This window comes from Chryseobacterium sp. PTM-20240506 (assembly GCF_048296755.1).
GTDB lineage: Bacteria > Bacteroidota > Bacteroidia > Flavobacteriales > Weeksellaceae > Chryseobacterium > Chryseobacterium proteolyticum.
Window position 1 is genome coordinate 4,882,223 of record NZ_CP182581.1, and the last position, 21,148, is coordinate 4,903,370.

The following is a 21,148-nucleotide window of genomic DNA, read 5'->3' on the forward strand; positions in this document are numbered from 1 at the left end:
ACAATTAAGACACAAACTTAGTTAAATTGTATGTAAGAATACCTTTAAAATTCAGAGATCTGAAAAACTTTTATCCTGGTCGCTCTCGTATCTGCGATGTTTAGCTTGTCCGATTCTTTGCCGTGTGTAAATGCTGTTTCTGCCCGATAACAAATAAGAAACAACACAAGCTATGGCAACATAAATTCCGGATTCAGCTCCAAAAAGCTCAATCCCCATAAGCATACACGCAAGGGGAGTATTGGTTGCTCCCGCAAAAACTGCCACAAAACCCATTCCTGCCAAAAGCCCGAAAGGAAGAGGGATAAACAGGGATAAAGCACTTCCCAATGTTGCTCCGATAAAAAATAACGGAGTTACTTCACCGCCTTTGAATCCTGCGGATAATGTTATGATCGTAAAAATCATTTTTAAGGCAAAATCATAAAAAGGCAGCTGATTTTCGAATGATTCCACAATTGTGGGGATCCCCAGACCGATATACCGTGTCGTTCCCATTGTAAATACAGCAATAGCAACAATACCACCACCCACAATAGGCCGGAATGGGGGAAACGTGATTTTAGATTTGAATATTCTTCCTGCCCAATGTATCATTTTACTGAATGCTGCTGCACACAGACCAAAAGCAATACCGGCCAGAATACTGTAAAGAATAGGTAAAAACTCAGGTTTTGGGACGAAATCAATATGATAATGGGTATGTTTTACATTCCACAGATCGGTTGCCCAGTTTGCAATAATAGCAGACGCAAATGCAGGAAAAATGGCATTATAACGGATCCTTCCAATGAGAAAAACTTCAAGACCGAATACCGCTCCGGCTAGCGGTGTTCCAAAAACAGAACCGAAACCAGCAGCTATGGCAGCAATAATTAAAATTTTCCTTTCGGTTTTATCCAGTCTGAATGGTTTACTGATCTGGTCTGAAATTGCTCCTGCCATTTGTATTGCTGTTCCTTCCCGGCCTGCAGAACCTCCAAAAAAATGAGTAACTATAGTACCCAGATATACAAAAGGAGCCATTTTAAAAGGAATGGTTTCCTGAGGATCATGAATGGTATCGATCAGTAAATTATTACCGGCTTCGACGTCCTTTCCATAGTAATGATATAGCAGGCCTATTAAAAAACCGGCCACCGGAAGAAGCGAAATCAACCAGATATGGTTCTCTCTGAAACGGGTAGCCCATTCAAGGGACTGCAAAAACCCGGCTGAGGCACTTCCGACCAGAATCCCGATGATCGAGCTGATGCAAAGCCATTTTACAATATATGGGAGAGCAGGGAATTTTCTAAAGAAAAATCTTGAATGAAATACTATTTTTTTACTTACTGTTCGGGGATTTTTAGACATAATAATCCTGATTAATTTTGGTTGATAATCTATTAATCAGGCGTCATCAGCTTACGTAAAGCGGTTGGGTAAGGAAGAACACCATTTCCTTTTGAACTACAAAGATAAATATTATTTATTAATCTTATAATGCATTGCTTTATCAATCTCAATAGGATTATTATACTTTCTTATTACCTCCTGCATGCTTTTGGTTTGTGTATTCAGCTCATCTACATTGCGGATTTCTTTTCCGTTGATATTGATATTAAGATCAGTTGCCGTTTTGCTGATGGTATTTCTTTCAAAAGCAAAAGGGTCATTATAAAATTCCAGCAATAATTTTTGCTTTTGCTTTTCATTGATAGGGACCGCTTTGTTGCCAAAATTAGACTCCAGAAAATCTTCAGTGGATGGTGTTCCGGTTAATGTTTCGCTTTTTAGAAGATGATAGATGAAATTTTTATTTGAATCGGATAATTCAAAAATTAAACCCGGCAGACCACGAAATTTAAAAGGTCCTTCATTAAATGGAATATCCTTACAAAACCATGCAGTCCAGCTTCTTCCTCCAAAATCGGCAGTTGCTTTTTGCAAAGTGTAATGTTCTACTTTTTTCACTTCATCAGAGATCATCCAGTTGATTTTGTCCGTAGTCCTGAATGAATAATATCCTGCTTTTATGTTAATGAAATTTTCGTGATCAAAGGAGTTGACTTTTCTTTTTACAACCTGTCCGGACATATCCGTATAGCTGGAGTTCATTCCGAACTTTTTATTTAAAGAATCCGTAGCCATTAGGTTTTGTCCGTAGAACTTAACTTCTTTTGGGGTGATATCCAGGATCATATTCAGCTTTTCATAACCGGATTCCGTGGAGTCCATTTTATATTTGAGCTCATAAATGAACCTATGGGTCTGGGACTGAACAAAAGTAATAATTAACAGGGCAGATAATGTAAAAATAATTTTCATGATATCTATAAATTTCTATTCCTTAACTATAAATTGTTGCTCATCTCTTTATGATTAATGAATTGCTGCCTTTCTTATAAAAAAGGCTTCATTTCATCCTCAATCTGGGTCCTTAATTCCATAAGTCTTTTTGCATACTGCTCCTGCTGCTTTTCTTCTTCAGTCTCAGGAACCCATTTAGGAACAGGCAGCTTTTTGCCATTTTCATCCACGGCCACAAAAACAATGATGCAATGTGTCTTCTTGTCAAAATTAGGTTGCTTGAGGTTTCTCGAAAATACATTGATCGAAATGTGCATGCTGGAGGTTCCGGTATAAATAACCTGAGCTTCAACCTTCACAATTTCCCCGATTTTAATGGGTTCATAAAAACGAATTCCCCCTACGTAAACCGTTACAGAATAATTTCCGCTCCAGGTAGTCGCACAGGCATAGCCGGCCTGGTCTATCCATTTCATCACGCTTCCCCCGTGAACATTTCCTCCATAATTAACATCCGATGGTTCCGAGATAAACTGAAACGTAATTGGCTTGTTCTGCATTGTATAAAATTTGAATAAAGATATTTAATAATTTTCAAAATCCTGAATTAAATCATAATTTTGAAGGGTTAAAGCTTATCATAAGCTTTTTTAGGATCATAAAAATCATAATAGAGATGAAAAAAGTATTCCACCTGAATACCTGCGATACCTGCAGAAAGATATTGGCACAGTTTGATCTTACAGACTGGGAACTCCGAGAAATTAAGAAAGAGCCGGTTACAGAAGAAGAGCTTGCTGAGATGTACAAAAGGACTCAATCGTATGAAGCATTGTTTAGCAAAAAGTCTACACAGATCAAATTACGGGGACTGGATGTAAAATCATTAAAAGAAAAGGATTTTAAAAATTTATTACTGGATCATTATACCTTTTTGAAGCGACCTGTTTTCGTAACGGATAAGGAAATTTTTGTGGGAAATGACAAAAACAATATTGAGAATTTAAAAAAGTTCTTTGGTGCCGATTAATTTCTGAAAATAAGATCATACAAATTTAAAACTTCGATTTGTAAAGGATTATTTTTCTGATTCGAAATATTTCACTCAATTAAATACATGTACGATTTTGAATATCCGGTATTGTTTACCGGATATTTGCTTTTCAGTAGAATTTGATAAAAAAATGATTTTTAGATTTTTTTGTATGTTAGCTGGTGATGAAAAAACTCCCTGATTCTCTTAATTCCCAAATTCCCTAAACAGGATCTGTGAAATTTTTCATCTATAATTTATAAACACAAAAAATAAAACAAATTATGATGGAAAAAGATTTTAATCCTGTAATAAAAGCTGTCCAGAACCTAAGAAAATTAAGCACTGATATTACCCTTACCCACAAGGAGATTGTGGAGGGCAATGATGGCATCATAAAAAAGATTGATGAAGCTGGAGAACTTATTGTTTTGTTTAATGATTGCATCATTATCAATTTATGGCTGAACGAAAAAGCTAAGCTACTTGAAAATATCATTGTATTGCTTGGAATACTTAGGAGTATCGAAGACAAATTCATAAATAAGGACCGCTCCAACCTGCTTGAAATAAGACAAGCTTACAACCATTATAAAGATGTTGTAATTAACATTCTGATAGAAATGCAAAATGTAGGAAACAGTATTTTTACAGCAGAAAACCTTCAAAAATGGGACAGCATCTGGGAGATTATTTCAAAGAATCTGAACCGGATTCTTTCCACATCTGAATCTTATAAATTAAAACTAACCCTCATGGAAAACCTTGAACCGGATGAAATTGATGCTTTAACATTAGATATCCTGAAATATATTCCATGGAGTTACCCGGATTCGGAAGATCAAAATTATGAAAGACAATATGCGGAGGCTTACGATGAATTAAATCAATCCCTGTCTGAGAAAAAGAATGTATGGAATAAAGTTCTTAGTGTTTTGGCTGGTGGTATGGACGAGACATCAGCACATCGCTTGTCAATTAAAAGATAAATGTTGAGTGATTGGTTTAATATAGCCAAAATTAAGGCGTGGTTTTGTTCTATGTGATTTTACTTCAGGTATTTATGTGATTTATTTTTCTTCAGATATCGTTTCTATATGTCGGAAAAATTCTATATTTGATGATACCAAAAATATTATTATGTTAAAAAATGTTCACAAAATCAAAAGCCTAAACAGGGGAGACCTTAGAGAAATCAATGGAGGAATCGGACCTGTTGTAAATTGCAATTTTTTATGCGGTGGTGCCGGTGGAGTAGTTTCCAATAATCCGGGAATGGGTGATGTATGTACCCCGGATCGGAAATTATGCTGTATCTGCTATTAAACTAAAAGAGACTGTATCCTACACAGTCTTTTTTATTGTGGAAAAGCAAATTATTTTAACAATATTTGCATTCTGTTTTACCTTTGTATCATGAAATATATTTTCGTTCTGTTAAGTTGCGTCTTTTGTCATCTTCATGCTCAGCATAAGATTGATTTAGATAAAAAGAATACCAAAGAACTGGATACTTTACATTATCTTAAAACAAATTTTGAACTTAAGAAATTCGAATATAGAGGAAAACCCTTTTCTTATTTATTGAGCAAAATGACCAGAATATATCCACGAACTGTTTGGAACACCCCAGATATAAGAGATAGTACCATTGTTGAGCGGTCTTTGTTTCGGTTTTATGATATCAATTATCCGATTTTAAATGAAACCAAAATGCTCATTATCTGGCAAACAGGATTTTCTTACAGAACTGCTGACGCTTATAGCAGAAGAAATAAATATTACTTTACCAATGCGGAAAAGAAATTGTATGGAAGTATGATCATCAAGGATATTTTGGTTTACCGATAACAAAAACCCCAATAAAAAAAATAAAACCGTAGGAACTCCTACGGTTTTTATTTTAATAAAATATTCCTTTCTATACAAAAGGTGCCTTCACAACTTTTGCAGGGATATTTTTATTTCTTACCTGGATGAAGATATCCGATCCTAATTTAAAATGAGGTTTAGCAACATAAGCCAATCCTAAACCAATCTTTTTCATAGGAGACTGCGTTCCTGAAGTTACTTTTCCGATTACATTTCCTTCCGCATCCACTACAGGATAATCATGTCTAGGAACCCCTTTGTCCTGAAGTTCAAAAGCAACCAGTTTTCTTATTACTCCTTCTTCTTTTTGTTTTGCAAAGGTTTCTTTAGAAAGGAAATCTTTATCGAATTTTGTGATCCATCCTAAACCGGCTTCAATAGGAGAAGTTGTATCATCGATATCATTTCCGTAAAGACAGAATCCTTTTTCAAGTCGCAAAGTATCTCTGGCAGCAAGTCCACAAGGAATAATACCCTCTGTTTCTCCTGCTTTGATGATCTCATCCCAAAGTTTTACGGCATCTTCATTTTTAAAATAAATTTCAAATCCTCCGCTGCCAGTATATCCCGTATTTGAAATAATGACATCGTTTACTCCTGCTACAGCCCCTACTGTGAAGTGATAGTAAGGAATTTCAGACAAGTTAACGTCAGTAAGCTTTTGAAGGATTGCTGTTGCATTCGGTCCCTGAATTGCCAAAAGTGACATTTCATCGGAAGCGTTGGTCATTTTAGCTCCGAAAGTGTTGTATTTTGAAATATGATTCCAGTCCTTTTCAATATTTGAAGCATTAACTACTACAAAATATTTTTCATCATCCATCTGATACACGATAAGGTCATCTACGATACCGCCATTCTCATTAGGAAGACAAGAATATTGGGCTTTTCCTTTTTCCAGTGCATTTACATTATTTGTCGTAACGAATTGCAAAAGCTCTTTAGAACCAGGACCCTCAATGAAAAATTGTCCCATGTGAGAAACATCGAATATTCCCGCGTTTTCTCTCACTGCAAAATGTTCTTCCGTAACTCCGGAATATTGTACAGGCATTTCGAAGCCTGCGAAAGGTACTATTTTCGCTCCTAAAGAAACGTGTTTGTCGTACAAGGCTGTTTTCTTCATATTTATTTTTATTACTTTATTTTAAAGCTGTTAAAAGTATCATTGAAAAGATTCATATAATTGCCATTCCAATATTTCTGGCCACAATTGATGGAAATAATGAACAGGTTTTTCTCTTTTTGAAAAACTTTGGTAATCCAGAAAAGCTTATCGTGATCATCAAAATATTCATACGTATATTCTGTGTATCCTTTCTTTCCTTTCTTTCCTTTACCGGATTTTACCTTGCTTTCTTCATCATTGGATTTGTAAAGGGCAAGGATGAATTTTTTTGTTTCCTCTTTAGGAATATTCAGGTCATGGTATTCTGAAATTGTAATGGCACCAATTTCATTCGAAGGAAATATATTTACAATATCATCGTCATTTGTCGATTTCCACCCTTCAGGAACGTTAATCGTGTAATTGGTACTTTCATAAACTGCCGTTTTCTGTGCAAAGGTAAAACAGCCTAACATCAATATTAATCCTGCGATCAAATTTTTTCTCATCTAAAAATGGTGTTTGTATTCTTCCAGAATGATTTTAAACCATTCTGTAAAATTTTCTGGGTTCTCAGAGATCTCTTTATCCAGATCAGCAATGGAGATGTATCTTACCTCTTCAACCTCTTTTTTATTTAAACTGAAATCAGCATCATAATTTCCGACGAACACATGGTCAAGCTCATGCTCCCAAAGTCCACCGCCAACATCAGCTTTATAAATAAAACTGAATTTTTCCGCAAGTTCTACTTCTATTCCCAGTTCTTCTTTCACCCTACGCTTTGCACCTGCCAGATAGCTTTCACCATTTCTGGGATGCGAGCATACTGCATTGGTCCATTGGTTAGGAGAATGATATTTTTCCGAAGCTCTTTTTTGCAAGAGCATTTCTCCCTTTTCATTAAATAGAAATACGGAAAAAGCCCGGTGTAGCAAGCCATTAATGTGTGCCTGCTGTTTTTCCATCAAACCTATAACATTGTCCTGCGGATTTACTAAGACTACCAATTCTTCCATTCCTACAAATGTAAGTCTAATAAATGTATTTTGGAAATTTTTGGGGAAACATCATATCAATGCCTGATCGCGAATGGAATCCCTGAAATTTTCGGAACTTTTTAATGATCTGCAGTTCGTTTTTCTTTTCTCAATATGGATGAAGATATACCGAAATGCTTTTTTAAGGCCTTATTAAGGTGGCTTCCGTCGGTAAAACCCAGGCTCCATGCAATTTCCTGTAATGGAGCTGTTGTATATGTAATCCTGTTGATCGCTATCTGCAGTTTGGTTTTTTGAGTATATTCCTTTAATGTTTCGCCGGCATTTCTTTTGAAATATTCGCTGAAATACTTTCCGGAAAGATTAAATTTTTTGGATAAATAATCGATAGACAATTGATCCTCATTAATGATGTTTTGATTGATATGCCGGATGATTTCAGAAAATTTAGTATCACCTTTCTCTTTCGTATCGGCCAGTCTTGAACTGATAATTGTAAGTATTGAAGACAGGGAATTGGCGATTAACGTTTCAGAATACGCCGCGTTCTGATCCTTTTCATAAACTATAATATCCAATAATCTTCTAACCTGTTCCTTGTCTTTATTATCATGAAAAACAAGTCCTGTGCTGAAATCATAGAATCCTATGATATAATTGAGTTTGCTGTACCATTGTGAGTAATTGATATCCGTATTTTTAAGGTTTTTAAAATAATGCTCTGTAAACCGGATGAATAAAAATTGAGTAGGCTGGATGATGTCATAGGCATGACACTTTGAATAGGGAAGCAAAAAGAAATCCTGAGGTTGATAATTCCGGGTTTTGTATTCTATACTTTGTACTCCTTTCCCCGAAAGAATGAAGACGAGTTCAAAAAAACTGTTTTTACGGAAACGGTCCTTCCATTCAGATAACTCAGTTATTTCGATTTCAATAAGCTCATGTATATGGTCCATCGCAGCATCAATGATTAGTACAAAATTAATCTTTTATTTATACTTAATCTTCTGTTTTTTTTACTCTTTTAAGAATGTATGCCTGCTGTAGCTTTGTAAAAAAAAGATGGATTATAAAAGTATAGCCAGGCAAACTGTTGGATATTTATATCAGGCTCATTCAAGTATCAGAAATTCAGGAATTGATAATAAACTTATTGCTCTGGCCGAGCTGAGGATATCCCAGTTAAACGGCTGTGCCTATTGTTGCAGTTTCCATGCCGGAGAACTCAGAGATATGGGTATCGATCAGTCAATAATAAATAAGATCCCGGGATATAAGCACTCGGCATCATTCAGTAAAAAACAGCTCTTAGTTTTACAGTGGGCAGACGCTGTAACCTTCATCAATGGAGATATCAGTAATTTACTTGTAGAACTTCAAACTGAATTCTCTGAAAGGGAGATTGTAGAACTTACATCAAGTATTTCCCTTATGAATGCCTTGAACCGGTTGCGCATTAGCCTTGGAGAAAAATTTTAAAATTTTCTGTTCAGTGATGATATCTCAGATTATCAATAATGTAAATCTTGTGGTTATTTGTTGAAATCTGATATTATTTTTAATGAACTTCTGGTGATTAAACTCAAGTGAAACTGAAAATTTTAAATCATAAATGTAAAATTGGTTGATTTAATATTGAATTTATTAATCTAATTTACGTTATAGTAGTAAATTTTTAACATAAACAAAGTTTAACACCTCTTTTCATTGTAAAAATCGTAACTTTGTAATTCAAATTTTTATGATGGAGCTAGATTATATCGAACACGTGAGTCCAGTACTAAAGGACGGAGTAAAAAATTACTTAATAGATATTGACGGAACAATTACGGATGATGTTCCGAACGAAGAACCGGAGAGAATGGTTACCTGTGAGCCTTATCCCGATGCTTTAGAAACCATAAATAAATGGTATGATGAAGGACATCAGATATGCTTTTTTACTTCCCGCACTGAAAATTTAAAACAAATTACAATTGACTGGCTGGATAAACACGGATTCAAATACCATAGTGTTTTGTGTGGAAAACCAAGAGGAGGGAACTATCACTGGATTGATAACCACCTGGTGAGAGCGACAAGATACAAAGGGAAATTTACTGATCTGGTCGAAAAACAAGTGACAATCGAAGTTTTCAAAGAAGATTAAAAATAATTCAAAGATTTAAAGATTAATGATAAAGCAGCACGCCGAATTTTAATTTTTAAATCTTTTTAAATTTAAATAGACATTGTATTTATGAAAGTTTTAGCAAATGACGGTCTGGATCAATCTGGAATTGATGCATTAACTGAAAAAGGGTTTGAAGTAATCACAACAAAAGTACCACAGGAATTTTTAGTAGATTACATTAATGAGCACAAGATCCGTACTTTACTGGTACGTAGTGCGACACAGGTAAGAAAGGATATTATTGATAATTGTCCATCCATTGAGATTATCGGAAGAGGAGGAGTTGGTATGGATAATATTGATGTAGATTATGCAAGGGAAAAAGGAATTCATGTAATCAATACACCATCTGCCTCTTCGGAGTCGGTTGCGGAATTGGTATTTGCCCACTTATTTTCAGGAGCACGATTTTTACAGGATTCGAACAGAAAGATGCCTGTAGTAGGAGATACTGAATTTGCAGGACTTAAAAAAGCATATGCTAAAGGAATAGAATTGCGAGGGAAAACCATCGGTATCGTTGGAATGGGAAGAATAGGACAGGAGGTTGCTAGGATTGCTTTAGGTCTTGGAATGAGAGTAGTTGCGGCTGATAATAATGTAGGCAGGGCAAGTATAAAAGTCAAGTTCTATAACAACCAGTTTATTAATGTGGATATTGAAACGGAACCGTTACAGGATGTTCTGAAGCATTCGGATTTTATTACCCTTCATGTACCGGCACAGAAAGACGGATATATGATCGGAAAAAATGAGTTTGAAATTATGAAGGACGGAGTTGCAATAGTGAACTGCTCACGCGGAGGTGTTATTGATGAGGTGGCTTTAATTGAAGCCCTGGATTCCGGAAAAGTGAAGTTTGCAGGACTGGATGTTTTCATTAATGAGCCTACTCCTTCAAAAGACATTCTCACTCATTCTAAAATTTCCCTCACACCTCATACAGGAGCTTCAACATTGGAAGCACAGGATAGAATTGGTCTTTCTTTAGCGGAGCAGATTTCAAGTATACTACAGATTCACTAATCGAATGAAGTTCGTATTGAAATAAAAAACACCTCAAATGAGGTGTTTTTATGTTATATGTTGTTCTTGTTTTTTAGTAAATCTCTGATTTCCATCAATAATTTCTGATCATCTGTAGGACCAGCCGGAGCAACCTCTTTTGCCTTTGATACTTTGTTAATTCCTTTAATCATTATAAAAAGAACCATTGCTATACAAAGGAAGTTAATAACTGCCGCCAGGAAATTACCATAGGTAACGCCGTTCCATACCAGGGTTTTGATATTTTCTGCCCCTGCAGCTTTTAGAGCCGGATTAAGTAAAAGAGGAGTAATAACATCTTCTACAAATGATGAAACAATTTTACCAAAAGCTGCACCAATGATAACCCCTACTGCAAGATCAATGACATTGCCTTTGACTGCAAATTCTTTAAATTCCTTTAAAAATCCCATAATTTAATTTTTTTTATGTTGTGTATGAGACAAATATAGCTAAAATTGTTATTTTTTTCGCGTTTATGGGATATTTATTTGTATTCTTTTTAAATAATGTGAATGTGGAGTAATCGCCTTTGCGTTAATAAAAAATATTATAAATTAGTCGGATACTAATATGAAATGAAAATATTTACGAAGGAGCAAATAAGGGCGTGTGATCAGTTTACGATATCGAACGATCAAATTTCTTCAATTAAACTAATGGAGCGCGCAGCACAATCATGTGTAAACTGGATATCTGAACATTGTAAAAATCATAAGAAGTTTTTTGTTTTCTGTGGCGTTGGAAATAACGGAGGAGATGGATTTGCTATTGCACGGCTGCTCCATACCGAAGGTTTTGATGTAGAGGTATTTGTAGAGGATCCCAAATCGAAACTTTCCGATGATGCAGAGGTCAATTTTGAAAGAGTACAAGGGGTTTCGGAAATTCCGGTTAAAAGATTCAGTGAGCTGGATAAGGACCCGCTGGATGATGATACTGTTATTATTGATGCCCTTTTCGGAACCGGATTATCAAGAGAACTTGAAGGAGCATACAAAGAAATAGTTGATTATTTAAACACTCTGAAGGTTGTTAAAATTTCTATTGATATTCCTTCCGGACTTTTTGCAGATACCACTTCTGTTGCAGGCTCTACTATTTTCAAGGCTGATTATACTCTGAGTTTTCAATTCTGGAAGAAGAGCTTTTTACATCCTGAAAGTGGTATATTTACAGGTAAGGTAGAGATTTTGGATATAAATCTTAGCAGAGAGTATATTTCAAATACTGAAACAGCTGATTTTTCAGTTGATGAAGAATGGATCAAAAGAATTTTTAGACCGAGACCGGACTTTTCTCATAAAGGATTGTATGGTAAAGTATATATTGTTGCAGGAAGCTTCGGTAAAATGGGAGCTGCTGTGCTATCCACAAAAGCTGCCTTAAAAACCGGAGCCGGTTTGACGTTCACGGTTGCTCCCGAATGCGGATATAATATTTTACAAATATCTTGTCCGGAAGCCATGTTTATAAAAAGTGGTGATCAAGTTACAAGTAAGATAGAGATTGAAGATAATTCTGTATTTGGTATAGGGCCGGGTATAGGAGCAGATAAGGAAACGCAAAAAGTGCTTCTGCAATTTTTAAAAGAATATGAGAAACCACTGATCCTGGATGCGGATGCTTTGAATATAATTTCGGAAAATGAAAAAAATCTGAAACTGATCCCGAAGAATTCAATCATTACTCCTCATCCCAAGGAGTTTGAAAGGCTATTTGGTAAATCTGCAGACTCTTTTGAAAGGCTGGAACTGGCTCGTCAGAAAGCGGATGAGCATCAGATATATATTGTCCTGAAGGATCATCATACACAAATTATTACTCCTGATGGAAAAGTGTATTATAATACAACAGGAAATTCGGGACTGGCCAAGGGAGGAAGTGGAGATGTTCTTACAGGAATTCTTACCTCATTACTGGCACAAGGATATTCCGAAGAAGATGCCGCTGTTTTCGGGGTGTGGCTTCATGGAAAAGCAGCAGATTATGCAGCAGAAAGATATTCTAAAGAATCTATGCTTTCTACTGATCTCATTAATGAACTGGGAACAGTATTTGAGAAAATCAATAAAAAAACGGCAGTTAAGCTATAAAGTACTTCTAAAGGAGGTCGTAAAAATATAAAAGCCACAATTCAATTGTGGCTTTTATATTTATTTTAAGGAATATAATTATTCAGGTTTTGCGTTTTGTTCCTGAGTAATTTTGAATTTTTTAGACATAATCATGATCACTACTCCTGCAAGCATGAAAGGAATAGAAAGTACCTGTCCGGTATTCAAGCCTCCGATCTGGATAAATTCATCTCCCTGAGGCTCTTTTAAAAATTCTACAAAGAATCTGATAGCCCAAAGAATAATGAAAAATAATCCAAATAACCAGCCTTGCTGATATTTCTTATCTGTCTTTTTGTATAAGATCCAAAGTAGGATAAACAGGCAAATATATCCGAAGGCTTCAAAAAGCTGGGTAGGATAACGTGGTACAGTTAGACCATATTCACTGCTTTGCTGAGGGAAAAGTAAAGCAAACGGGGAATTCGGGTCTACAGGTTTTCCCACAATTTCAGAATTGAAAAAGTTTCCCATTCTTACAAATGCACCTCCCAAAGAAACCACTATTCCTAATCTATCGTATACCCAGAAAGGATTTTTTCTGATGATCTTAAACGAGTAATAAAGAGTTGTAAGAATTAAAGCAATAGTAGCTCCATGGCTTGCTAATCCTGAAAAGCCTGTGAATTTCAGGCCGTTTTTTGTGCTTATTGGTAAAAAGACACTCCAGAAATCTTCCTTGAATAATTCAGGCTGATAAAAGATAACGTGGCCTAGCCTTGCACCCAAAATAGTTCCGATCAGCGTCCATGTAAATAATGGTTCCAGATATTTTAAATTGACATTATCAGTTTTGAAGATTCTTGCCATCAGGAGATAACCAAATCCAAAGGCAAAAATGAACATCAGGCTATAAAAATGAAGTGTAACAGGCCCCAGTTTGATCCCATTGGAAGGATCCCATATTTTAAAAGGAGTTTCCAGTTCAACATGGTCTGCAGCTGTAATGGGTTTGTCTGCTTTTACAGCATATTTGAAAGTTTCAATATTTTCCTGAGTAGCCGGAGTTTCTATCAGCTTAAAGTGTTTATCAAAAAACTGGTATTTTGCTTCTTTGTATTTACTTAATGTTGCAGCGCTGAAATTGAAGTAAGCAGGCTCAAAATTAGACTTATTCAGAATTACCAGAACATTACTATTGATAGGTCTTTCCACAAAAGAGTCCAGATCTCTGATTTCAGTTGTTGAATAGATTTTAACGGGGATTTCCGTAGCATTTACTTGTAAGCTTCCGTCCGATAGACCGCCAGGGTATGCCTGTGCAAAAATACACTGGGTAACGAAGGCAAATACTACGAGGTACATTCTGAAAAAAATATTACTCATTTCTATTTTTTTGATAGTTTATTACTGAATTTTTATTTCTTTGGAGGAACGGGGTCATATCCGCTACCTCCCCATGGATGACATTTTGAAATTCTCCTTATACCCAGCCACAATCCTTTAAAAATACCATGCACCTGCAGTGATTCTACCATATAATGGGAGCATGTAGGTTCATAACGACAGTTTTTAGGGAGTAAGGGCGAGATAAACCATTGGTAAAATTTAACTAAAATTACCAAAGGAAAAGTAATGATCTTGTTGACTGTTAATTTCAAAACAATGCAAAAATAGGGTAAAAAAATGAAAATTAGTTTAAATTTGTTATAAGTTTCAGACACATAAATCTGAAATATTCACTCAAAAATCCTAAAATATCTTGAATCAAAATATTCCATTAGCTGAAAAATTAAGACCCAAAACCCTGGATGATGTTCTGGGGCAGGAGCATCTTACGGGTGAGAAGGGAACAATACGGAAGATGATTGAGAACGATACGCTCAATTCTCTTATTTTATGGGGGCCTCCGGGAACGGGGAAGACAACATTGGCAGAAATTATTTCTGAAAAATCCGGAAGAAAGTTCTATAAACTTTCTGCGGTTTCTTCGGGTGTAAAAGATGTTCGCGATGTCATTGATGAAGCAAAAAAACAGAATCTATTTTCAGGAAAATCGCCAATCCTATTTATTGATGAAATTCACCGCTTTAATAAGTCGCAGCAAGATTCATTGCTTCACGCAGTAGAAAAAGGATGGATCGTTCTGATAGGTGCAACCACGGAAAATCCAAGTTTCGAGGTAGTTTCAGCCTTGCTTTCAAGGAGTCAGGTGTATATCCTGAAAGCTTTAAGCTATGAAAAACTGGAAGAATTGGTGGACATTGCTCTCGATAGGTACAATAAAGACGAGAATACCCATTTAAAAATTGGAGAAAAAGGTGCATTTATACAATATTCGGGTGGTGATGCCAGAAAACTTATCAATTCTGTTGAGCTGGTTCTCAATCAATATAAAAATACAGAGACAACTGAGGTTTCCAATGAAGATGTTCTTGCCGTTCTTCAGGAAACAATGGCTTTATATGATAAAAATGGAGAACAGCACTACGATATTATCTCTGCATTTATTAAATCCATGCGGGGAGGTGACCCCAATGGTGCGGTATATTGGCTGGCAAGAATGATCGCCGGGGGAGAAGATATTAAATTTATTGCGAGAAGGATGCTTATTCTTGCGGCTGAGGATATTGGATTAGCAAATCCGAATGCTTTGGTTATTGCTAATAATTGTTTTCAGGCTGTCAACGTAATAGGTAATCCCGAAGCCCGGATTATTTTAAGTGAAACTGCAGTGTATCTGGCAGTATCTCCTAAAAGTAATTCTACTTATATGGCTATTAATAATGCATTGGCATTAGTAAAACAAACAGGTAATCTTCCTGTACCCCTTCATCTCAGAAACGCTCCGACAAAACTAATGAAGGATCTTAATTATGGCAAAGACTACAAATATGCACATTCTTATGAAGGAAACTTTGTAGACCAGGATTTCCTTCCTGAAGAAATTAAAGACACCAGGCTTTATGAGCCGGGAAATAATGCCACGGAGAAAAAGATCTATGAAGAACTCAGAAAAAAATGGAATAATAAGTATTAGAAAAGGATGCTCACTGAGCATCCTTTTTTATGATCAAAAATTAATGATTATTTCTGGGTTGTTGTAATAAAAAGGGACTTTTTGCCATTGTAATCCTTTACTTCAGTTTTAGCTAAAATATCAGCATAAATACTGGTTTCAGGATTAGAAAATTCATAACCTTCGATGATTACAGGTGTTTCTTTGGGTAGGTTGTTTTGTACATTAAGCTGAGCTAATGTTAATCTGTCAAGGTTTTCATATCCTTTTTTGATTTTGAACTCTGTAATCCCATTGTCTGCCAGATAACTGAATTTTTTTAGATTCTGTGGCAAAGTAGCAGGCGTTTTATAAACATGCATGCTTTGTATGAAATCTGATTTGTCCTTGAACATATCAACTGTTCCAACAATATCATTAGCAACAGCAAATTTCGCTGAAGGATTCTTCTGTCCAAACAAACATACAGAAGATACTAATAAAAAAGAATAAAGTATTTTTTTCATAATCTAAAGAATAAGTAACGATTAAAAACAGGTTAAATATAAGTTTTTTTTGTAGAATTTGAATGTGATTTCAAGATAAATTAAAAATTATGTATAAATAATGGTTTTTATTAAAATTCTGAATTTTCATTTTTATCAGTTTCCTCCTTTTTATCCACAAGATTTTTAATGATATTTTTCAATCTCTGGAACATAAATGAGCTTAGCAATAAAATCACTCCAAGTAATATAAAAGCTATAATTCTGGAGATATTATCCATTTGCCATACATCATATGCATACAGTTTCACAATAACGATCCCTATAAGGGTGAATCCGATTCTGCTTAATTCATTATTCTCTCTTTTAAGCCCGGTATAAATAAAGATAATTGAAAGGATAGCCCAAATGATTGGAAGATACAGAATGCTAAAATGTTTTTGAAGTGCAGGCAGTTTTGCAAGGTTTACTGAATTTCCCAATAAATATAAATGATACAATTCACAGCTTACAACAGTAACCAATGTAAAGGCACCGAGCCAATACGAAATTTTTATTTTCAAAAAATCCGGTGTGTTTATTACCTTATAATAATATACATATATAAAAGGAATGAGGTATAGTAAATAAATTCCATAGAAAGAAGGTGAAGTTTTCTTTAATACGATATCATGTATAAGCTCGGAAGCACAGAAAGTAACATGAATGATAGTAAGGCAAAAGAAAAAATAAATCAATCCGTTTTCGATTTGTCTGTTTATTTCCAGTTTTCTGCCGAGTAGTAAAAGGATGAAGATGTAGAACAGACTCAGTAAAAGCCCCGATACTAAAATAATAGCAAAAGGCTGTTCAGAAATCTGATAAATCAATTCAAATAATATCGCGAAATAAATGATAGAGTAATTAAGGATTTTAAATGCATTTTCAAAGAAGCTATTTCCGGAAGTGTTATTTCCCTGTAATCTTTTGAGTAGGGCAAGATTAAAAAGGATGGTAATGATTGTCACCAAACTTGTTAAAAAGATAGGGTTGATTATTACGTTAAGATCTTTTGCGTCGAAATATTGTGCCCATGTAATGATTTGAGCTAACAGGACCAAAGGAAAAAGAATATAAAAGAAAACTTTAAAAATACTAAGATTTGTTTTTTTCCAGATAAAAAGAAGTAAAGTTGCTTCAATTGCCCAGATGCTTGTGATCAAATGCGTTTTGAACTGCAATGCGACAGCAATGGTTAGAAGGCTTACAGTAATACCTGTAAATATGGAATAAGTGCTGTTAAAACTTTTCTTATTATATTCCCTGAAAACGAGACAGCCGTTAATTGCTGCAAAGATTAGAGGAAATATGATGACCGGTTCATATCCCAATTTGTTAAAAAGGTAAATTAAACTTAGAGTACTAAAGAAGTTGACCAGGACTAATAATATTGTATCAAAAGCAAAAAGTATGTTTTTCTTAATATTGTTAAGCAATGCGAAAGCATAAAATATAACATAATTGATCAGATAAAAATAAATACTTAATATTTCAGGTTTTTCTACAATCCAATATAACAAATAGAGATGCGTAAAGAAAAATGCAATTCCTCCAACACTTTTCCATTGTTTCAAAAAGGTAATGATAAACATTCCGATATTTAAAACAGATATATAGGTGAATAAAAATAAGTAATTACTCTGGCCGGAACTGATCATTAAAGGGGCTAGAAATCCGCCAAATAATGAAAAAATAACTAGGACCTCGCTATTATAGCGATAAGAAAGAATGATAGATAATAATGTTATACAGCATGTAATAATAAAAGCGGTATTCTGTGCGAACAGATGATATTCACGAAACGCTATGGTAGTGGTAAAATATAAGATTGCAATACCACCTCCCAATATTATAGATGAAAATGTTGCATAATTTTTTCTTAGAAAATGACCTGTAATTATAATAGCTGAACCGATGAAGAATCCTATTGTCGCCCTTGCTGCTTCTCCAATCCAGTTTTTATCAATGGCATACTTTACAAAGTAACCGATACCTAAAACCAAAGTGAAAATACCAATAACTGCCAGAATGTTTTGTTTAAGAAAACCCATAATAGGGGAAAGCCAGTCTGTTTGTTGATCTGATGGTACCTGTTCCTGAATGTTGGGGTAGATCTCCGGTGCAGATTCTTTTTCATGATGTGTATTGATAGGTGAAGCTTCAGGAGATAGCTGAGATGGACTTGTAGATTCTTTTTTTAGCCCTGCAACCGGAATGTCTTTAGGAGTATTTTCCTGTAAGTCTGAAATTTTCTTTTCAAGCTTTTGTATTCTGCTATTTAAATTACTATAAACAATAACAATCAATACAATCAGTAGAATAACCAGGAAATTTGCCGTCATAATTTTCATTTGTTTGATCAAATATAAATAAATGTTTGTTAAGCTACTCGTAAAAACAATTAATCCATCATATTGGGATATGATGGATTAACGGTGTATAGTGATTAAATTAAATAAAAGTCCTAGTTAGATACTTTGTAAATATAGAATGAAGCAACACTTGATCCAAGTAAACCTACGTCAAGCGCAGATGACCCTACAAGACCGAATGAAATCTTATCTCCTGCCTGTAAGCTATAGATTGAGTTCAAGCTGGATTCTGAAATTGTTAAGCTTAACAGAATTAGGTTTGCTCCGCTAAATGCACGGCTATCTATTGTAGTAGCTACCCCTGCTCTTGTTCTAACGATTCCTACTCCCGGGCTGTTGGCAAGGATTGAAGCTTGTAATCCTGTTCCGTAACGGAAAGTAAATCCAATAGCGTATACTCCGTCAGATGGAACAACATACGTATTGTCGGTATCAGAGAATAATGCTGCACTACCGATTGTTCTTTCTGCTGTCAGGAAGTTAACTCCTCTAAATCCGGAAGGAAACAATCCTAAGCTTAATAAACTGATTCCTGCTGTTTTTTTAGCAGCAAACAGGGTAGGGTTTGTAGCACCACCACTTCCGGCACTCGCTACTAATGCAGGATCTGCTTGTTGTAATTCACCGGTAGCAATATTATACATCATAACATCAAATCCAGTTAATGTTGTCGTTGTTGGAACCTGGCGTACTTTCACATCTCCGTTTACGTCAAGAGTAGCTGCTGGTGTTGTGGTGTTTATTCCTACCTGTGAAAAGGCTTGAAATGAGATCAAAAATAAGATCAGAATGGAAATTTTAGTTTTCATGTTATAAAAGTTTAAATTGTTATGGTTCTAGTTTTAGTTTCGTAAAAATACAGCAAAAATTATGCCTGTAGGTTATATTTTATATAAAGTTATTGTAAATTATGTTTAAATATTTTAACAATTTACAATTTATATTCAATATAACGTTACGTATTTATACTATAAGTAAATATACTTAAATTTTTTGAGAATAAAGATAAATAAAATAATTTAAATAAATCCCTTTTTATTGAATAATTTTTATTTAATGTAAAAATAAAGCTGTCAGAACGTCTGACAGCTTTTTAGTAGGTTATATTTCTTAGATAATATTATAACTATCCTGTATTTTTAATAAGATTTAACTTTCTAATAAGTACTCTTTGTAATTTCCAAGGAAATCAACATCTGCGCGGATGGATTCAAGCTCCTGTATTGCATTTCCATGCAGGATCGGATGCCATTCACCTACCACATTGATATAGAAAAAGTAGTTTCCAAGTCCCGTTTTTAAGGTCCGGGATTCTATTTTACTAAGATTCATCTTTCTCCAGGCGAATACTGATAGTACCTGGTGTAATCCTCCGGCATGATCTTCAGGTAATGTAATGAGCATCCCGGATTTTTCCCCAAGAACCTCTAATTTTTCGTTTTTGTAAGAATTTCCTTCTTTAGAGATCACGATAAAGCGTGTATGGTTCTGCTCAAAGTCCTGAATATTCCGGTTAATGATTTTTAAACCATAAAGATTAGCAGCAAATTGGTTGGCGACAGCTGCGATCTTTTGATCAGGGTTCTCGGATACAAACTTGGCTGCGGCGGCCGTAGAAGAAAAATCCTGTCTTTGAACATTCTTGTAGTGTTCATCTAAAAAATGAAAACTCTGAGCCAATGCCTGCGGATGGGAATAAATCTTCTCGATTTCCTCAATAGAATTGTTGGGATGAATCATTAAGTGATGTGCAATGGGCATCACAGCTTCAGCTTCGATTTTTATTGCAGGGGTTTTATACAGATAATCTAATGTCATGGAAACGGTACCTTCAATGGAGTTTTCCAATGGGACAACAGCTTTAGCAACTTCTCCTTTTTCTACTGCTTCAAAACAATCCAGGATATTTGCCTGTGGTAATAGGTCTTCCTCAGGAAAAAGTTGTGTGGTGGCAAGTTGAGTAAAACTTGCATGTGGGCCAAGAAATGCAATCTTCATATATTCTGCGTAATTGTTAAATGTAAATTAAACTTCAACAAAGGAATGAAATAGTTGATAGTTAAAAAAATTATATACCGTAATTATTCAGGGGTATTTTCTTCAACCTTCCAGTTTGCTTTAAAAAGATTCAATAAATGCTCCGGGCATCTGATGATTTTGTTGGTTGATGAATCCAGAAAGAACAGGGTGGTAGAAGCTTCGGTAATTTTTACTCCATCTTCGTTGTAGATTTCATATTCAAATTCAATCCGTACTCCGGGTATTTTTTTTATATAGGTGTGGATTTCTAATTTTTGATCGTATAAAGCTGGTTTTAAATACTTAATTTTATAATCGGAAACGGGTAACCAAATTCCCTGGTTTTCAATTTCATTATATGACATTCCGATGGATCGAAATAGCTCAACTCTGCCAATTTCAAAGTACGTTGCATAGTTGCCATAATAGACATATTTCATAGGGTCGGTTTCGGCGTAACGTACTCGTATTGAGTGGATTGTGTGTATCATTTTGGGTCTCAAATTATACATACAAATATATTTTTAAATAATCAATACCTGCAAAATTTTTTTTTGAAAATAAAAAATTAGACCTTTGTCTTCCTTCTAAACACAGTACTAACTAAAGAATTAATCGGGGCATAAAT

General features: G+C 35.0%; 24 protein-coding genes and 1 riboswitch. Of the genes, 9 read left to right on the forward strand and 15 right to left on the reverse strand.

Annotation, left to right across the window (positions count from 1 at the left end; translation table 11 throughout):
- Positions 1–51 precede the first annotated feature (51 nt).
- From ACNFU2_RS21895 to ACNFU2_RS21905, 3 genes are all read right to left on the reverse strand, one after another.
- Entirely contained in the window at positions 52–1,356 is a 1,305-nt protein-coding gene (locus ACNFU2_RS21895; RefSeq protein WP_273647481.1) for a voltage-gated chloride channel family protein, read from the reverse strand.
- A gap of 30 nt (positions 1,357–1,386) precedes the next feature.
- Positions 1,387–1,454, reverse strand: a riboswitch (Fluoride riboswitch).
- Positions 1,455–1,467: 13 nt separating this feature from the next.
- Complete coding sequence (locus ACNFU2_RS21900) at positions 1,468–2,310, reverse strand: GLPGLI family protein (protein ID WP_273647482.1); 843 nt, start codon at positions 2,308–2,310, stop codon at positions 1,468–1,470.
- A gap of 74 nt (positions 2,311–2,384) precedes the next feature.
- Entirely contained in the window at positions 2,385–2,852 is a 468-nt protein-coding gene (locus ACNFU2_RS21905; protein WP_172277690.1) for an acyl-CoA thioesterase, read from the reverse strand.
- A gap of 116 nt (positions 2,853–2,968) precedes the next feature.
- Here ACNFU2_RS21905 and ACNFU2_RS21910 point away from each other — a divergent pair, with 116 nt between their 5' ends.
- From ACNFU2_RS21910 to ACNFU2_RS21925, 4 genes are all read left to right on the forward strand, one after another.
- Positions 2,969–3,322 (forward strand): arsenate reductase family protein, encoded by a 354-nt coding sequence (locus ACNFU2_RS21910; RefSeq protein ID WP_273647483.1) that lies wholly within the window; start codon positions 2,969–2,971, stop codon positions 3,320–3,322.
- A 290-nt stretch (positions 3,323–3,612) separates the two neighbouring features.
- A complete protein-coding gene (locus tag ACNFU2_RS21915) occupies positions 3,613–4,314 on the forward strand; it encodes a hypothetical protein (RefSeq protein ID WP_418123146.1) in 702 nt (233 codons plus the stop codon).
- 151 nt (positions 4,315–4,465) lie between these two features.
- Positions 4,466–4,651, forward strand: coding sequence for a hypothetical protein (locus ACNFU2_RS21920; protein WP_273647485.1), 186 nt, complete (start codon positions 4,466–4,468; stop codon positions 4,649–4,651).
- A 90-nt stretch (positions 4,652–4,741) separates the two neighbouring features.
- Positions 4,742–5,176: a hypothetical protein gene (locus tag ACNFU2_RS21925; protein ID WP_273647486.1), complete on the forward strand. Its 435-nt coding sequence runs from the start codon at positions 4,742–4,744 to the stop codon at positions 5,174–5,176.
- Between the two features lie 70 nt (positions 5,177–5,246).
- Here ACNFU2_RS21925 and gcvT read toward each other — a convergent pair whose 3' ends face one another.
- The 4 genes from gcvT to ACNFU2_RS21945 form a co-directional block, all read right to left on the reverse strand.
- The gene (gcvT, locus tag ACNFU2_RS21930) at positions 5,247–6,323 is read right to left on the reverse strand and encodes a glycine cleavage system aminomethyltransferase GcvT (RefSeq protein ID WP_273647487.1); all 1,077 of its coding nucleotides are present in this window, start codon (positions 6,321–6,323) and stop codon (positions 5,247–5,249) included.
- 11 nt (positions 6,324–6,334) lie between these two features.
- On the reverse strand, positions 6,335–6,814 hold the full coding sequence (locus ACNFU2_RS21935; RefSeq protein ID WP_273647488.1) for a hypothetical protein: 480 nt from the start codon (positions 6,812–6,814) through the stop codon (positions 6,335–6,337).
- Entirely contained in the window at positions 6,815–7,324 is a 510-nt protein-coding gene (idi, locus tag ACNFU2_RS21940; protein ID WP_273647489.1) for an isopentenyl-diphosphate Delta-isomerase, read from the reverse strand. It lies immediately after the preceding gene.
- A gap of 101 nt (positions 7,325–7,425) precedes the next feature.
- The gene (locus ACNFU2_RS21945; RefSeq protein ID WP_418123149.1) at positions 7,426–8,265 is read right to left on the reverse strand and encodes an AraC family transcriptional regulator; all 840 of its coding nucleotides are present in this window, start codon (positions 8,263–8,265) and stop codon (positions 7,426–7,428) included.
- Between the two features lie 106 nt (positions 8,266–8,371).
- Here ACNFU2_RS21945 and ACNFU2_RS21950 point away from each other — a divergent pair, with 106 nt between their 5' ends.
- The 3 genes from ACNFU2_RS21950 (at position 8,372) to ACNFU2_RS21960 (ending at position 10,508) form a co-directional block, all read left to right on the forward strand.
- Positions 8,372–8,788, forward strand: coding sequence for a carboxymuconolactone decarboxylase family protein (locus ACNFU2_RS21950; protein WP_306611520.1), 417 nt, complete (start codon positions 8,372–8,374; stop codon positions 8,786–8,788).
- A gap of 265 nt (positions 8,789–9,053) precedes the next feature.
- Entirely contained in the window at positions 9,054–9,458 is a 405-nt protein-coding gene (locus ACNFU2_RS21955; protein ID WP_172278324.1) for a phosphoheptose isomerase, read from the forward strand.
- 90 nt (positions 9,459–9,548) lie between these two features.
- Positions 9,549–10,508 (forward strand): D-2-hydroxyacid dehydrogenase, encoded by a 960-nt coding sequence (locus tag ACNFU2_RS21960; protein ID WP_172277710.1) that lies wholly within the window; start codon positions 9,549–9,551, stop codon positions 10,506–10,508.
- A 53-nt stretch (positions 10,509–10,561) separates the two neighbouring features.
- Here ACNFU2_RS21960 and mscL read toward each other — a convergent pair whose 3' ends face one another.
- Positions 10,562–10,942: a large conductance mechanosensitive channel protein MscL gene (gene mscL / locus ACNFU2_RS21965; RefSeq protein WP_172277712.1), complete on the reverse strand. Its 381-nt coding sequence runs from the start codon at positions 10,940–10,942 to the stop codon at positions 10,562–10,564.
- A gap of 165 nt (positions 10,943–11,107) precedes the next feature.
- Here mscL and ACNFU2_RS21970 point away from each other — a divergent pair, with 165 nt between their 5' ends.
- Positions 11,108–12,625, forward strand: coding sequence for an NAD(P)H-hydrate dehydratase (locus ACNFU2_RS21970; RefSeq protein ID WP_418123153.1), 1,518 nt, complete (start codon positions 11,108–11,110; stop codon positions 12,623–12,625).
- A 78-nt stretch (positions 12,626–12,703) separates the two neighbouring features.
- Here ACNFU2_RS21970 and lgt read toward each other — a convergent pair whose 3' ends face one another.
- Both lgt and yidD read right to left on the reverse strand, forming a co-directional pair.
- Complete coding sequence (lgt, locus tag ACNFU2_RS21975; protein WP_228456944.1) at positions 12,704–13,570, reverse strand: prolipoprotein diacylglyceryl transferase; 867 nt, start codon at positions 13,568–13,570, stop codon at positions 12,704–12,706.
- A gap of 434 nt (positions 13,571–14,004) precedes the next feature.
- Positions 14,005–14,247, reverse strand: a complete 243-nt coding sequence (gene yidD / locus ACNFU2_RS21980) for a membrane protein insertion efficiency factor YidD (RefSeq protein ID WP_172277717.1) — start codon at positions 14,245–14,247, stop codon at positions 14,005–14,007.
- Positions 14,248–14,348: 101 nt separating this feature from the next.
- Here yidD and ACNFU2_RS21985 point away from each other — a divergent pair, with 101 nt between their 5' ends.
- Complete coding sequence (locus ACNFU2_RS21985) at positions 14,349–15,626, forward strand: replication-associated recombination protein A (protein ID WP_273647493.1); 1,278 nt, start codon at positions 14,349–14,351, stop codon at positions 15,624–15,626.
- A 47-nt stretch (positions 15,627–15,673) separates the two neighbouring features.
- Here the strand turns inward: ACNFU2_RS21985 and ACNFU2_RS21990 are convergent, their stop codons facing one another.
- The 5 genes from ACNFU2_RS21990 to ACNFU2_RS22010 form a co-directional block, all read right to left on the reverse strand.
- The gene (locus ACNFU2_RS21990; protein WP_172277719.1) at positions 15,674–16,111 is read right to left on the reverse strand and encodes a hypothetical protein; all 438 of its coding nucleotides are present in this window, start codon (positions 16,109–16,111) and stop codon (positions 15,674–15,676) included.
- 110 nt (positions 16,112–16,221) lie between these two features.
- Positions 16,222–18,471 (reverse strand): DUF2339 domain-containing protein, encoded by a 2,250-nt coding sequence (locus tag ACNFU2_RS21995; protein WP_273647494.1) that lies wholly within the window; start codon positions 18,469–18,471, stop codon positions 16,222–16,224.
- A gap of 122 nt (positions 18,472–18,593) precedes the next feature.
- Positions 18,594–19,310 carry a hypothetical protein gene (locus tag ACNFU2_RS22000; protein ID WP_172277721.1) on the reverse strand — a complete coding sequence of 239 codons (717 nt, stop codon included), beginning with the start codon at positions 19,308–19,310 and terminating at the stop codon, positions 18,594–18,596.
- A 340-nt stretch (positions 19,311–19,650) separates the two neighbouring features.
- Positions 19,651–20,499: a prephenate dehydratase gene (gene pheA, locus ACNFU2_RS22005; RefSeq protein ID WP_273647495.1), complete on the reverse strand. Its 849-nt coding sequence runs from the start codon at positions 20,497–20,499 to the stop codon at positions 19,651–19,653.
- A gap of 83 nt (positions 20,500–20,582) precedes the next feature.
- Complete coding sequence (locus ACNFU2_RS22010; protein ID WP_172277723.1) at positions 20,583–21,011, reverse strand: acyl-CoA thioesterase; 429 nt, start codon at positions 21,009–21,011, stop codon at positions 20,583–20,585.
- Between the last annotated feature and the right edge of the window lie 137 nt (positions 21,012–21,148).